The sequence below is a fragment of the Verrucomicrobiaceae bacterium genome (genome assembly GCA_016713035.1).
In the GTDB taxonomy this organism is placed as follows: Bacteria; Verrucomicrobiota; Verrucomicrobiia; order Verrucomicrobiales; family Verrucomicrobiaceae; genus Prosthecobacter.
This window is the reverse complement of record JADJPW010000001.1, coordinates 392253-404409: the sequence shown is the minus strand read 5'-3', so window position 1 is coordinate 404409 and position 12157 is coordinate 392253. Positions and strand designations below refer to the sequence as shown.

Genomic DNA, 12157 nt, shown 5'->3' with positions numbered 1-12157 from the left:
TATCAGGTGAAAGTAGCATGCCGTTGTTGGGCTACTCGGCGTTCACTTGGAAGGTGACATGCCCGATGCCAGCAACATGGAGCGCGGCGAGGACGTCGATGATGCGCTGGTAGTCTGCTTGAGGCTCTGCTTCGATGGTGGCGAGCACTTTGGAGCCTGTGGCGTGCGAGGATGCAGCGAGTCGGCGCAGGGTGCGTGTGAGCTGTGGAAGCTGCTGCTGGCCTGGGGAGTCGAATACTTCTTCATTCATCGTCACGTTGTGGTCGGCTTGGATGCCGAGTGTGATTTCCACATCGGCTAGCGGGCCTGATTCCCATAAATGGAGTCCCCGTGGCAGGTGTAGCCCGAGCTCGCCCTCTTTTCGCACACTGGCGGCCATGACCATGAAAAAGAGCATGATGACGAAGACGACATCAATCATCGGGGCGATCTGAAAACCGGGCTGAACCGCGTTTTCGACCTGGAGAGTGTGGAGAGGGCGTTTCATAGCAGTTTCACGCTTCACGGGCTTGAAACGGCCTTCTTGGGGAGTGAGTAGTCCATTTTTATGACATTGAGCCAACTCAGGAAGGAACTTCGCTCGCAGGCCACACCTGCGCATGCGGAGGTGTCGCAGCGGTTTTTCAAAACGGGGCCAGGGGAGTATGGAGAAGGGGATTTGTTCATGGGGCTGAAGGTTCCGCAAATCCGCGCCATGTTGCCGCGCACCGATGAAATGGATGAAGGAGGAGTTTTGGAGCTTTTGCGGTCCAAATGGCATGAGGAGAGGCTGTTGGCTTTGTTGATTCTTGTGCGGCGCTTTCAGCGTGCCAAAAAGGAGCCGGAGATTCAGCGGCAAATCGTCACGCTTTATTTGGCGAATACCGAGTGGGTCAATAACTGGGATTTGGTGGATAGCAGTGCTCCGCATCTTCTCGGGGCCTGGCTGCTGGAGCGGGATCGTGCGGTGCTTGGCCGTTTGGCAGGCTCTGACAATCTGTGGGAGCAGCGGATTGCCGTGCTGGCTACGCAGGCTTTCATTCGTTCGAATGATTTCAGGGATACGCTGCGGCTGTGTGCGGATTTTTTGAACCATGAGCATGATCTGATGCACAAGGCCTGCGGCTGGATGCTGCGTGAGGTAGGGAAGCGCGATGTGAAGGCGCTAAAGGCCTTTTTGGAACAATACGCTGTGCGGATGCCACGCACGATGTTGCGCTATGCGATTGAAAAACTGCCGCGTGAGGTCCGATTGGACTACATGAGCCGAAGGGCATGAAATCGGCGTGAAGTGCTTGTTCACATGCTGAGGGGCGCAGAGGTTGTCTGCATGAAAAGACGTTTTTGGATCGCGATTCTCGTTTTGGGGCTGGTTTTTGTGTCGGTGCTCTTTGGCAGCGAGGCGTGGATCGCTCACTGCGCGGAGCGCTATGCGGCTGCGGAGGCCAATGCGCTGCCGAGTGGGCCGGTGGCGGTGGTTTTGGGCACGACGCCGGTTTTGCAGGGGAAATGGGCGAATCCGTATTTCCAGCCGCGCTTAGAGTCTGCGGCGGCGCTGTTTCATGCGGGGAAAGTCCGGGCGGTGATCGCTAGCGGGGATCACGGCACGCGGGAGTATGATGAGCCGACGGTGATGAAGGAACGGCTCGTGGCGCTGGGTGTACCGGCGGAGCGTGTGGTGTGTGACTACGCAGGGTTTCGCACGCTGGACTCGGTGCTGCGGGCGAAGTTGGTTTTTGGGCAGAGGCGGGTGATTTTCGTTTCGCAGCGGTTTCATCATCTGCGGGCGGTGTATCTGGCTCGTGCGTGTGGGATGGAGGCCTGGGGGCTGGATGCGGCAGAACCACCGGCGCATCTGACGCTGAAAACTCGGCTGCGGGAGAAATTCGCCTGCGTGAAGGCTCTGCTCGATGTGCATGTGCTTGGGACGCAGCCGCGATTTCTCGGGGAGCCAGTGGCGGTGCCGAATTAGAGCGGAGAGTGGGCACTTTTGTGATTCTGCGTTCGACAAAGTGTGTTTTTCACCTTCTTGACGGGTCTGTCATCATCGTCACCCTTCCTGTGAATGGCTTCCTCCCAGAACAAACCTGCTTCGACTTCCGCACCGGGCGCGAAACCGCGCTCCCAGGCGCGGTCTTCGGGGGCACCGAGCGATCAGCTTGCTCTGCCCTTAACCGACGACGAGCGAAAGGCATCACGGAAGCAACTCGCGACTCTCCATCGCGGCAATCGCTTACGCCTGATGCTTGGGCAGACCTTGTTGAAGCACGAGCAAGGCGGTGGGGCGTCCCATTGATCGACATCCGAGTACTAGGCATCGCGCATGATGCGGATGGCATGCTCACGACGCGGACCCTGCGTCCGCTGAAGCCGGGTGCGGAGGCTAGCCCCTTTGCAGATGATCAGTGGCAGGTGGTCTATAAGCTCTTTCCGCTCCACCGCAGTGGTGGGCTGGGGAAGACCTTTGAGATCGAGCCTGCGGATGAAGGCGGCGGCTATGACATGCACACGCAGGACGCGACACTGCTCCAGACGATGGAGAAGCTCATGGTGCTGCATGATGCGGGTGCCTGCCCGACGGAGATCGTGGGTCTGGATCAAATGGGTGACTATTTGGTGGTGAAGCAGCCGCTGGCGGCTCCTTACCGCACTTTTGAAAAGGACCGTGAGGCGGCGGTGACGACGCTGCGGGCGATCCCGTGCAAAGCACGCTTCAAAAGGCCGACTTGGATCCTCTGGGAGCATGAGTCTGCGTGGATCGTGAGCGATCTGCATTACGGCAATATCATGCGTGATGCGCAGGACATGCCGACGATCATTGATGCGCTGCTGGCTCCGCTGCCGCCGGAGATTGTGCAGAGTAGCCGCCTCCTGATGGAGCATGTGGAGGATGCGCGTGCTCTGCGCCATGGCCGAGCACTGCGGAAGCGTCTCGCCTTTGAGGATGTGAATGATGACGATCTGTGAGGCGTGTGCGGATTACTCTCCACTGAGGGCGAAGTGATCCCAGCCATTGCTCTCAAAGTCGGGCGGTCTGCCTTCGCCGGGAGGGACGAGCTTGCCGATGACGGTGAGTGGCAGCTTGGGGAAGGCGGCCCGCCATTTTGGCAGCAGGGATTTGAGGGAGCGTGGATTGACGGCGAGCAGCAGCTCGTAGTCCTCTCCATCTCCCCAGGCCTGATCAAAGGTACATCCAGGTGTGCAGGGTAGGGAGGCTACATTGACCTGATAATGCGTGCCGCTGGCCAGTGCGAGCCGTGGCAGGTCTTTGGCGAGTCCGTCGCTGATGTCCATCATGGCATGTGGATGGGCATTTTCAGAGAGCCAGCGGCCCTCCGTGAGTCGGGGCTCAAATTTGAGGTGCTTGCCTTTGATGGAGCCGCCGAGTTGGCCGGTGACGAGCAGGACGTCTCCGGCCTTTCCCTCGCTGCGTGAGAGCCAGTGCCGTGATGGCACGGTCCCGGTCATGGAGATGCTCAGCATGAGCACCAGGCCGCGTGAGGTCTCTCCGCCGACGAGATTGATGCCGAATTGCTTCGAGATGGTTTTCATGCCGCGATACACATCGGCGAGGAACTCCACCTCCATGCTGGGTGGGGCGACGAGCGTGATCATGGCATGCCGTGGCGTGCCTCCCATCGCGGCGAAGTCACTGACGACGCGTGCGATGGCCTTCCGCCCGATGAGGCGCGGCGGTGTCTCTAGGGTGAAATGCACGTCCTGCACCAGCGCATCGGTTTTGAGCAGGGTGTGCTCGTTTTTCGTGCTGCGGACGACGGCGCAGTCATCCCCCGCACCCGCGATGACATCGCGGTCGAGCTTCACTCCGCGCATGAGGCGGCGGATGAGCTTGTCTTCTCCGATGTCGGCTAATGTGGGCATGCGATGATGATGAAAAAAGGAGGGGTTAGCTCTTCACTATGACCTTTTGGCCGTCAAAGTGGAGCATTTGGTTTTTCAGCCCGCGCATGGCCTGGCGGTGGATGAAGACCTCCACGCTGCCGATGGTGTGGCGGTCCGCAGTCGGGGCCTGGAGGCCGCTGACCCATTCGATTTGCAGCCAGGACTGCCCCGCGAGCTCGCCCTGTGCACAGCGCACATAGTCCAGGTGTGGTAATTCGCCCGGATGCTCGCGGTGCTCCTCGGCATACTTTTGTTCTAAAAAGTCAGCGAAGGCCTGCGAGTAGATCAGGCCGGCACGGAGGCGATGGAGGACGAGGGACACGGGGCTGGTGGGGCGAAAAAAACAAAGCGCGGGACGGGGAGGGCCGTTCCGCGCTTTGGAGGGGACGATAGGGCGTCAAAATAGCGGAATCAGCCGAGAGCGGCCTGGTAGTTCGCCGCGACGGCGCTCCAGTTCACGGTATTCCACCACGCGGCGATGTAATCGGGGCGCTTGTTCTGATACTTGAGGTAGTAGGCATGCTCCCAGACATCGCAGCCCAGGATGGGGGTGCCACTGGCATCCATGAGCGGATTGTCCTGATTCGGAGTGGAGGTGACGGCGACTTTGCCGTCCTTCACGACGAGCCAGGCCCAGCCGGAGCCGAAGCGTGTGGCACCGGCTTTGGCGAAGGCTTCTTTGAAGGCATCAAAGCTGCCAAAAGCGGCATTGATCGCGTCTGCGAGGGCACCCGTGGGGGCTCCGCCAGCATTCGGGCCCATGATGTTCCAGAACAGGGTGTGGTTGAAGTGACCGCCGCCATTGTTGCGCACGGCAGCACGGATGGCTTCGGGCACGCTGTTGATGTTTTTGCAGAGGTCTTCGATGGATTTGCCTTCGAGCTCGGCATTGCCTGCGAGGGCATTGTTCAGATTGGTCACATAGGCGTTGTGATGACGGCCATGGTGAATCTCCATGGTTTGCTGGTCGATATGCGGCTCCAGCGCATTGGATGGATAGGGCAGGGGGGCGAGTGTGTGGGCCATAGGAGGATGGGGTTGGTTAGGGTTAAAATGGACTCCGTTTGTTAGAGCGGAGACCTTTGGGGGGCAAGAGGGGAAATCAGGAATGGCTGGGCACCATCAGGGCATACACACCAAAATGACGTCAATCGTATGAAGCGAAAATGAGGACAGGATTAACAAGATTTTCAAGATTATGCAGGATTAACGGCCTGTAACTTGATGGCGACTTAGCATTTGAAAGGGCTGAGCTTTGAAGGAGTGGCATCCACACCGAGTTACCCAGGTTAAATCCTGCATAATCCTGTAATCTTGTAAATCCTGTCTTCTGTTTGATAGGCTCCAGGTTCACTTCGCCATTTCGTACGTAGGCCTTGTGCCCTAGCCGCTCGCTCAGGCCTGGGCTCTTCCACGACATCTCCTTTGCTCAGGGCCATGGGGCGGCCCACGGGCGTCATGATTTCCTTCAGGTAATCGATCCCCAATAAATCGAGTGCGGTGGCGTGCAGGTCCTCGATGAAGATGGGCTTTTCGGGCTCTTTTTTCTCGCCCTGCGGATCGGTGGCACCGATGACGCGTCCAGCGGCGAATCCACCGCCTGCGACGAGCATGCTGAAGGCGTGCGGCCAGTGATCACGCCCGCCGAGGTTGTTGATGCGCGGTGTGCGGCCGAATTCGCCGCCGCAGATGACCAGGGTGCTCTGGAGCAGCCCTTGGCGCTTCAAATCGCGAATTAGGGATGCATAGGCTGCATCGAGAATTTTGACCTGGGTGGCCTGGCCTTCGAGATTGTTCGCGTGGGTGTCCCAGCCATTGAGCGTGACCTCCACACAACGCACGCCGGTTTGGATCAGGCGCAGCGCAGCGAGACATCCGCGGCCAAAAGCAGTGTCACCATAGGCTGCTCGCTCGCTGGCGGCAGCTTGGCTCACATCGAAGGCCTTTAGTTGCTCCGTGGTCATCATTTTCCGTGCACGCTCGATGGAGAGCTGATGCAGTGTTTTTTGCTGATCCAGGTTTTCCATGCGACCGGTGGAAAAAGCCTGCTCCACCACTCTAAGGCCCGCCATGCGCTGCTGCATGCGCTCATCAGTCACGCGGGCCTTCACATCTGGGATGCTGCCTTTCGGGTCATAGACCTGGAAGGCATCAAACTGTGCCCCGAAGTAGCCGCCCCGCGCTGGCCACTGATTCGGCAGGATGGAGACATGGGTGGGGATCTCGATTCGTGCCTCTGGCATTTCATGGCAGAGCACAGCGCCGATGCTGGGGTGAATGAGTGTGGGATCTGGGCGGTAGCCGGTTTTGACATTGTAGAAAGCACGCTCGTGGTCGCCCTCGCGACTGACCATGCTGCGGATCAGCGTCACATCGCCCATGACGCTCGCTGTTTGCTCCAATCCGGCAGCAAAGCTCACTCCAGGGATCGCTGTATCGACGGCTTTCACCCCACCGCCGATCTTTGTCGTCGGATGTGGGTCAAAGGTATCATGCTGACTGGCCCCACCACCCAGCCAGAGCAGGATGAGCGACTTCGCGGGCTTTTTCTCTGCCTGCACAGCGAGGGCATCCGCTAGCGGCGTGAGCCAGGACATGCCCGCCGCGCCCACCCCACCGCGCAGCATTCCACGGCGGCTCAGATGCTCCTGTGGGCGGCATGGAGAAGGAATGGGTGCGTGCATAAAGAGGGAGAGTGGAGTCAGAGGCACAAAACCGCGTCTCTCCAGACTGGTTTCGCGAGGTGGACCACATTCGGAGATTCCTTTTGATTTGGCCAGCGCAGAAACGCCACCTTGATCCTGCTAACATCCACTCTGCCGCAGCGTTTTGGTGAGCCACCGTGCTCGAAAAAAAGCTCCAGGTGCCCCATTCATGAAAATCCCCCTCTTACTCCTTCTCCTCACTGCTGCGGCCACTGCCGCCGAGCCACGCAATGACGCCGCTTGGCTCCGTGAAAAAGGCACGCTCATCTTTCATGATGCCTTCGAGCGTGAGGAGGATGGGAATCTGGCCAAAGCCATCGGGAACGGCTGGAATAGCGCCACGGCAGACCGCGTGCCAAAGATCAAAATGGCCGACATCGACGGCGGTATTTTAAAAATCGCCAGCGCATCCAAGGAAGCCGGTCACGCTGCCCACATTCATCATGAAGCGGGCTTCGCCGATGGCGGAGCAGTGGTGCGCTTTCGCTTCCCTGGTTTGAGCAAAGCAGAGACCTTGCAGCTCGGATTTGTGGATCGGGAGACGACCACCGGAGTTCACGCTGGACATCTCTGCTACGGCATCCTGTCGCAGAGCTCAGTCACGCTCATCGACCACAAGACGGGCATCATGAATCTGGAAAACCGCCGCCGCCGTGATGAAGCCGTCGCGAAAAAAGAAAAACCGCCAGCAGACCTGGAAGCACTGCTCAAGACCAAAAGCGTGCAAGTGTCCTATAAAGCGGACACCGATTGGCACGAGCTCGTCATCGTCACCGAAGGGGATGAACTCCGCCTCAGCATCGACGGCAAATCCATCGCCCAGCACCGCTCGGAGGGCTTTGCCCACCCGATGAAGCGTTGGTTCAGCTTTCTGGTGAACAACACCGTCTGGATCGACGACGTGAAGATCTGGAAAGTGAAGTGATCACCCGTGCACGCGGGTGTCACCGCTTCACCACGCACTCATCGTGATTCATCAGTGCCTGCACGAGCACGGTGGCCGCTGCGTGGGCGGGTGAGGTGGCTTTGAGTGCCTGGGTCGCCTGGGCGTTGCTTTGGAAATGCTGGAGCTGCTCCGCATGGAGTTGCTGGCAGATGCTTTGCTCCTTCGCATCCGGTTTGCGGCTGAGGCAGCGCAGAAAGCCGCGCTCGATGAGCTGGGCGGTGTCGCTGGGCTTTTCGGCGAGGAGTTTTTCCGCCAGCACGCGGGCTGCTTCGATGAATTGCGGCCCATTGAGCAGGATCAGTGCCTGGAGCGGACTGTCGGTGCGCTCGCGTTTCGCGGTGCAGACGGCGCGGCGTGGAGCATCAAAAGCCAGCATCGCGGGCGGTGGGCTGGTGCGGCGCCATGTGGTGTAAAGGCTGCGGCGGTAAGCTCCATCGCCCGCGCTGGGGCCGATGGGCTTGAATGCCTCCGTCATTTCGATCGGATAGACGGGTGGGCCGCCGATCTGGGTTTTGAGCAGGCCGGAAATGGCCAGCGCATTGTCACGGATCATTTCGGCGCTGAGTCGATGCCGTGGGCCGCGTGCCAGCCACTGATTGTCTGGATCATCGGCCATCGTCGCGGCATCGGCGATGCTGCGCTGCTGGTAGGTGCGGCTGCGGACGATGGTCTCGATCAGCGCCTTCACATCCCAGCCGCTTTGGATGAAGTGCGCGGCGAGCAAGTCGATCAACTCGGGATACAGCGGCCTCTCTCCCTGGCTGCCAAAGTCCTCTGCCGTCTTGACCAGACCACGACCGAAAAGAGCTGCCCACACACGATTCACCGTGACACGGGCCAGCAGAGGATGATTCGGTGCGGTGAGCCATTTGGCGAGCCCCAGGCGGTTGCGCGGCAGTTTTGCATCCAGCGGCGGCAGCGCAGCGGGCGTGATGGGACCGACTTCTTCGCCGTGCTTGTCATACTCGCCACGGATGAGTGTGAAGGCCTTTTTCGGCTGCGGTAGCTCACGCATGACCATGATTTCGCGTTGGGCATCGGAGATTTTCGTCACCTCCGCACGGGCGGCAGTGAGTTCCTTGAGATCCAGCGTGGCGGGCAGGCTGACATCGCGGTTAAAAACACGAAGCTCATCGATCAGGCCGCCTTTGAAGCCACGGTCGCGGAAGCGCTCTCCGAGGCTGATGGTGTCCCCGCCGCCACCGGTGATGTTTTTGGTCAAAGCATCGCGGATGACCTCCGTGGCGGCCCGTTTGCCATTCACAAAGAGACGCAGGCCCTCCGCGCGGCTGCTGCCATCATTCGTGATGGTGACGTGGGTCCAGGTCTTCAGCGGCAGTGGCTCGGTGGCGCGGATGGAGATGGCATTGCCGGGCCAGAAGTGAATGAGCGACCATTTGAGGCGACCATCCTCGATGAGCAGCTCATAGCCGCGACTAGCTGCATCCGTCCATGCGCGGCTGCGGTGGAGCACGACGGCGCGGTCCTTGTGATCCGGCGTTTGCAGCCAGAGGGAGATGCTGAAGGGCTCATGGCGGCTGAAATTGCCGATTTTCGTGTCCACAGCGTCATCTCCGGTGAATTGCACGGCGCTGCCGTTTTTGCCGGGACCGAGCTTGTTTTCGCCTTTGAGCGTGGCGGGCGATTTGGGGTCTTTTTGGTTCGCGAGCGTGTTTTTGTCGAGTTGGTCGAAATGGAACGCGGCGATCTCTCCGGTGGAAAAATCCGGCGTATCGAGATGCGGCGGCATTTTGGCCTCTAGGGTCTTCACGGCAGCTTGGGCACTCGCGAACTTGGCTTTGGACGGCGCATCCATGATCATGTGCGTCGGTGTGGGCGGCGCAGGCGTGAAGAAGGCGTAAAGCCCGGCTTCGTCGATGTTTTGGAACATGGAAAACAGGCCGTAATACTCCTTTTGGCTGATGGGATCGTATTTGTGATCATGGCAGCGTGCGCACTCAAAGGTGAGTCCGAGAAAGGCCGTGGCAAAGGTCTGCACACGATCCGCGACATACTCGACACGGTATTCCTCTTCGATGCTGCCGCCTTCGCTCTCCTGCTGGTGCAGGCGATTGAAGGCCGTGGCGAGGATCTGATCGTCCGTGGCATCGGGCAGCAAGTCGCCCGCGAGCTGCCAGGTCACGAATTGATCAAAAGGCAGGCTTTCATTCAGCGCCCGCACCACCCAGTCACGCCAGGGCCAGACATCACGCTCGCGATCCACCTGGAAGCCGTAGCTATCGGCATAGCGGGCGATGTCGAGCCAGTCACTGGCCCATTTTTCACCAAAAGACGGCGAGGCCAGCAATCTGGCGATTTCAGCATGCTGATCTGAGATTTCAGAAGCCGAAGGCGGCAGCCCGATGAGGTCAAAATGCAGCCTGCGAGTGAGCGTGGCCGCATCCGCAGGTGGTTGGAGCGCTAAACCGCGTTCCTTCAGTCCTGCCGTGACGATCTCGTCGATTCGGGCAGCGGCTTGATCGATAGGCAGTGCACGTTGTGCCATCGGTAGCGGAACAAAGCTCCAGTGCGCTTCATATTCCGCGCCCTCGCGGATCCAGCGGCGCAGCGTTTCGACTTCGGCGCTGGTGAGCCTGGCCCAGCTTCGATTTCGGCGGCGGCATCAGGCTCATCGGCATCGTGCGTGAGGATGCGCTGTAGGATGAGGCTCTTCTCTGGCTGCCCTGGCACGATGTGGCCATCCTTGACCGCCGCCGCACGCTCATCGAGCCGCAGATCCGCTTCACGCTTCTTGGAATCTGGCCCGTGGCAGTGAAAGCATTTGTCCGAGAGGATTGGCCGTATGTCACGATTGAAGCGCAGCTTTTCAGCACCGCAGATGGAAAGAGGAAAAGTAAGCGTGATGGCGAAAAGGAAACAGCGCATGGGCAGATTGGTTTACGACGATGCCGAAGTGGCTGTTGCGTGCAGATAAAGATTTCGGGGCGAGCTGGGCACTAGGGATGTGAATACTTGCCATGTTTCATGACATTTGCGTGACAACAAACCGGTGCCTTGCGCTATTCTGGGAGGCATGAAATCATCCACACCATCCGCTTGGCGCATGCAGGCGGTCATGATCGTGCTGCCCGTGCTCGCACTGGCGGCACTGGGCGTGTTGGGACTGGTGGAGATGCGGCGTGGCGTGCTGGAGCTGATGCGGGATAGTGCGCGACGTGTCTGCGAGGCAGAGTACGACACGATGCGCCAGCAGATGGAGGCGCTTCTCGTGCAAAATCCGGCTCCAGCGCTATTTGGCGACCCACCACGACCAGGGGGCGCAGAAACGACAGAGAGCGGTCTTCCGCGTAAGGTCATCGAGGCCTTCGAAAAATGGAAAAAGCAGCCTGAAAGCATCTCCGTGGCCGAAATGCAGCGTCTCGTGCTCGAAACGCATCCCAACGTCATTTCGCCGGAAATCATGAGCGCGGTTGATCCTGATGATAAAACGCGTTGGAGGTCGAAATGGCGGCAAATCGAGCAAAAGCAGGCTTTTCTGCGAAGCGGGGCCTTTCCAGCCGAAGGCGTGAAACAGCTCGAAACGCGAGAAGATGCCTCTGGGCAACTCTGGCTGCTTGGGCCGCCTCGCGGGCTGATTTCGCTGGAGGCGCTCGCGCAGGAAAAAGGCATCCGTTCGTCTGGTGGTGAGTTGGAGTGGACGAAGCGAGCATTGCAGGATTTTTGCGATGTCTATTTTTTCATCGGCCGTGGCGAGGGCTCGCCGCAGCTACACGGAGAAGTGCTTGCCTCACAAGGCACACTGCCTCGAGTCTCCGCTGTCGCACGCGCAGCGGACATGGAGGGTTTGTTCGCCGTGCAGCGGCGGCTCACGCTCGGCTTTGCGGCGGTGTTGGTGGTTTCGGTGCTCAGCGCGGTGTGGGGGCTTCTTTCGCTGCGTCGTGTGGTGCTGCAGCAGCAGGCGCTGAGTGATTTGAAGACGAATTTCATCGCCAGCGTCACGCATGAGCTGCGTGCGCCGGTGGCGTCCATGCAATTGCTGGCCGAGGGGCTGCAAAACGGCACAGTGAGTACGGAGACGAAGCGTCAGGACTACTTCCGCCTGCTCGTGGAGGAGTGCCGGCGACTCGGTGGCCTCATCGCCAATGTGCTCGACATTTCCCGCATCGAGCGCGGTGCGAGGCGCTTCGAGTTCGAGGAGGCGGACCTGCGTGCGCTGGTGCTCGATACCGTGCGTCTGCACCAGCCGCGTGCGGAGTCACTGGGACTCACGCTGCGAGTCGAAGCCGCTGAAATCGCCGCGCAGGCAGACTCCACGGCCATCCAGCAAGCTCTCACCAACCTGCTCGACAACGCCTTGAAGTTCGCCCCGCGTCCAAGCGAGATCGTTGTCACCTTGCAGGGCATCGAGAGCACTCACTGGCGTCTCACCGTGCTCGATCACGGCCCAGGCGTGCCTCCGGAGAGCCGCGAGCGCATTTTTGATCCCTTCTTTCGCCTCGGCAGCGAGCTGCGGCGTGAGACTCAGGGCGTCGGCATCGGCCTCAGCATCGTCAAACACATCGCCGAGGCTCACCACGGCCGGGTTTGGGTTGAATGCGACAGCGCGACGAGCTTCCACCTCGAATGCCCCGTTCAGAATCAGCAATCAGGAATCTAAAATCAG

At 59.7% G+C, this 12157-nt stretch carries 12 protein-coding genes; 5 read left to right on the top strand and 7 right to left on the bottom strand.

All coding sequences use genetic code 11. From position 1 onward, the window contains the following. Nucleotides 1-31: 31 nt before the first annotated feature. Nucleotides 32-487 carry a biopolymer transporter ExbD gene (locus tag IPK32_01695; GenBank protein ID MBK8090732.1) on the bottom strand — a complete coding sequence of 152 codons (456 nt, stop codon included), beginning with the start codon at nucleotides 485-487 and terminating at the stop codon, nucleotides 32-34. A gap of 60 nt (nucleotides 488-547) precedes the next feature. Between IPK32_01695 and IPK32_01690 the strand changes: the two genes are divergently transcribed. The 3 genes from IPK32_01690 (at nucleotide 548) to IPK32_01680 (ending at nucleotide 2946) form a co-directional block, all read left to right on the top strand. After that, the gene (locus tag IPK32_01690; GenBank protein MBK8090731.1) at nucleotides 548-1258 is read left to right on the top strand and encodes a DNA alkylation repair protein; all 711 of its coding nucleotides are present in this window, start codon (nucleotides 548-550) and stop codon (nucleotides 1256-1258) included. Between the two features lie 51 nt (nucleotides 1259-1309). After that, nucleotides 1310-1951, top strand: coding sequence for a YdcF family protein (locus tag IPK32_01685; protein ID MBK8090730.1), 642 nt, complete (start codon nucleotides 1310-1312; stop codon nucleotides 1949-1951). A 320-nt stretch (nucleotides 1952-2271) separates the two neighbouring features. Then, a complete protein-coding gene (locus tag IPK32_01680; protein ID MBK8090729.1) occupies nucleotides 2272-2946 on the top strand; it encodes a hypothetical protein in 675 nt (224 codons plus the stop codon). A gap of 12 nt (nucleotides 2947-2958) precedes the next feature. Here IPK32_01680 and IPK32_01675 read toward each other — a convergent pair whose 3' ends face one another. From IPK32_01675 to IPK32_01660, 4 genes are all read right to left on the bottom strand, one after another. After that, on the bottom strand, nucleotides 2959-3861 hold the full coding sequence (locus tag IPK32_01675) for a thiamine-monophosphate kinase (protein ID MBK8090728.1): 903 nt from the start codon (nucleotides 3859-3861) through the stop codon (nucleotides 2959-2961). 25 nt (nucleotides 3862-3886) lie between these two features. Further along, nucleotides 3887-4204: a hypothetical protein gene (locus tag IPK32_01670; GenBank protein ID MBK8090727.1), complete on the bottom strand. Its 318-nt coding sequence runs from the start codon at nucleotides 4202-4204 to the stop codon at nucleotides 3887-3889. 89 nt (nucleotides 4205-4293) lie between these two features. Then, entirely contained in the window at nucleotides 4294-4908 is a 615-nt protein-coding gene (locus IPK32_01665; protein MBK8090726.1) for a superoxide dismutase, read from the bottom strand. Between the two features lie 263 nt (nucleotides 4909-5171). After that, entirely contained in the window at nucleotides 5172-6566 is a 1395-nt protein-coding gene (locus IPK32_01660; GenBank protein MBK8090725.1) for a DUF1501 domain-containing protein, read from the bottom strand. A gap of 190 nt (nucleotides 6567-6756) precedes the next feature. Between IPK32_01660 and IPK32_01655 the strand changes: the two genes are divergently transcribed. Then, a complete protein-coding gene (locus tag IPK32_01655; GenBank protein MBK8090724.1) occupies nucleotides 6757-7512 on the top strand; it encodes a hypothetical protein in 756 nt (251 codons plus the stop codon). A 19-nt stretch (nucleotides 7513-7531) separates the two neighbouring features. Here the strand turns inward: IPK32_01655 and IPK32_01650 are convergent, their stop codons facing one another. Together IPK32_01650 and IPK32_01645 are read right to left on the bottom strand one after the other, a co-directional pair. After that, the gene (locus IPK32_01650; GenBank protein MBK8090723.1) at nucleotides 7532-10039 is read right to left on the bottom strand and encodes a DUF1553 domain-containing protein; all 2508 of its coding nucleotides are present in this window, start codon (nucleotides 10037-10039) and stop codon (nucleotides 7532-7534) included. Continuing rightward, nucleotides 9970-10419 carry a hypothetical protein gene (locus IPK32_01645; GenBank protein MBK8090722.1) on the bottom strand — a complete coding sequence of 150 codons (450 nt, stop codon included), beginning with the start codon at nucleotides 10417-10419 and terminating at the stop codon, nucleotides 9970-9972. Before IPK32_01645 ends, IPK32_01650 begins: the two co-directional genes overlap by 70 nt. 148 nt (nucleotides 10420-10567) lie before the next feature. Between IPK32_01645 and IPK32_01640 the strand changes: the two genes are divergently transcribed. Beyond that, entirely contained in the window at nucleotides 10568-12151 is a 1584-nt protein-coding gene (locus IPK32_01640) for a HAMP domain-containing histidine kinase (protein MBK8090721.1), read from the top strand. The last annotated feature ends 6 nt before the right edge of the window (nucleotides 12152-12157 follow it).

Excerpts from the sequence above, each read along its gene's own strand:
- IPK32_01685 (MBK8090730.1), top strand. The coding sequence starts at position 1,310 with ATGAAAAGACGTTTTTGGATCGCGATTCTCGTTTTGGGGCTGGTTTTT.
- IPK32_01665 (MBK8090726.1), bottom strand. The coding sequence starts at position 4,908 with ATGGCCCACACACTCGCCCCCCTGCCCTATCCATCCAATGCGCTGGAG.
- IPK32_01695 (MBK8090732.1), bottom strand. The coding sequence starts at position 487 with ATGAAACGCCCTCTCCACACTCTCCAGGTCGAAAACGCGGTTCAGCCC.
- IPK32_01655 (MBK8090724.1), top strand. The coding sequence starts at position 6,757 with ATGAAAATCCCCCTCTTACTCCTTCTCCTCACTGCTGCGGCCACTGCC.
- IPK32_01640 (MBK8090721.1), top strand. The coding sequence starts at position 10,568 with ATGAAATCATCCACACCATCCGCTTGGCGCATGCAGGCGGTCATGATC.
- IPK32_01675 (MBK8090728.1), bottom strand. The coding sequence starts at position 3,861 with ATGCCCACATTAGCCGACATCGGAGAAGACAAGCTCATCCGCCGCCTC.
- IPK32_01650 (MBK8090723.1), bottom strand. The coding sequence starts at position 10,039 with ATGGCACAACGTGCACTGCCTATCGATCAAGCCGCTGCCCGAATCGAC.
- IPK32_01660 (MBK8090725.1), bottom strand. The coding sequence starts at position 6,566 with ATGCACGCACCCATTCCTTCTCCATGCCGCCCACAGGAGCATCTGAGC.
- IPK32_01645 (MBK8090722.1), bottom strand. The coding sequence starts at position 10,419 with ATGCGCTGTTTCCTTTTCGCCATCACGCTTACTTTTCCTCTTTCCATC.
- IPK32_01690 (MBK8090731.1), top strand. The coding sequence starts at position 548 with ATGACATTGAGCCAACTCAGGAAGGAACTTCGCTCGCAGGCCACACCT.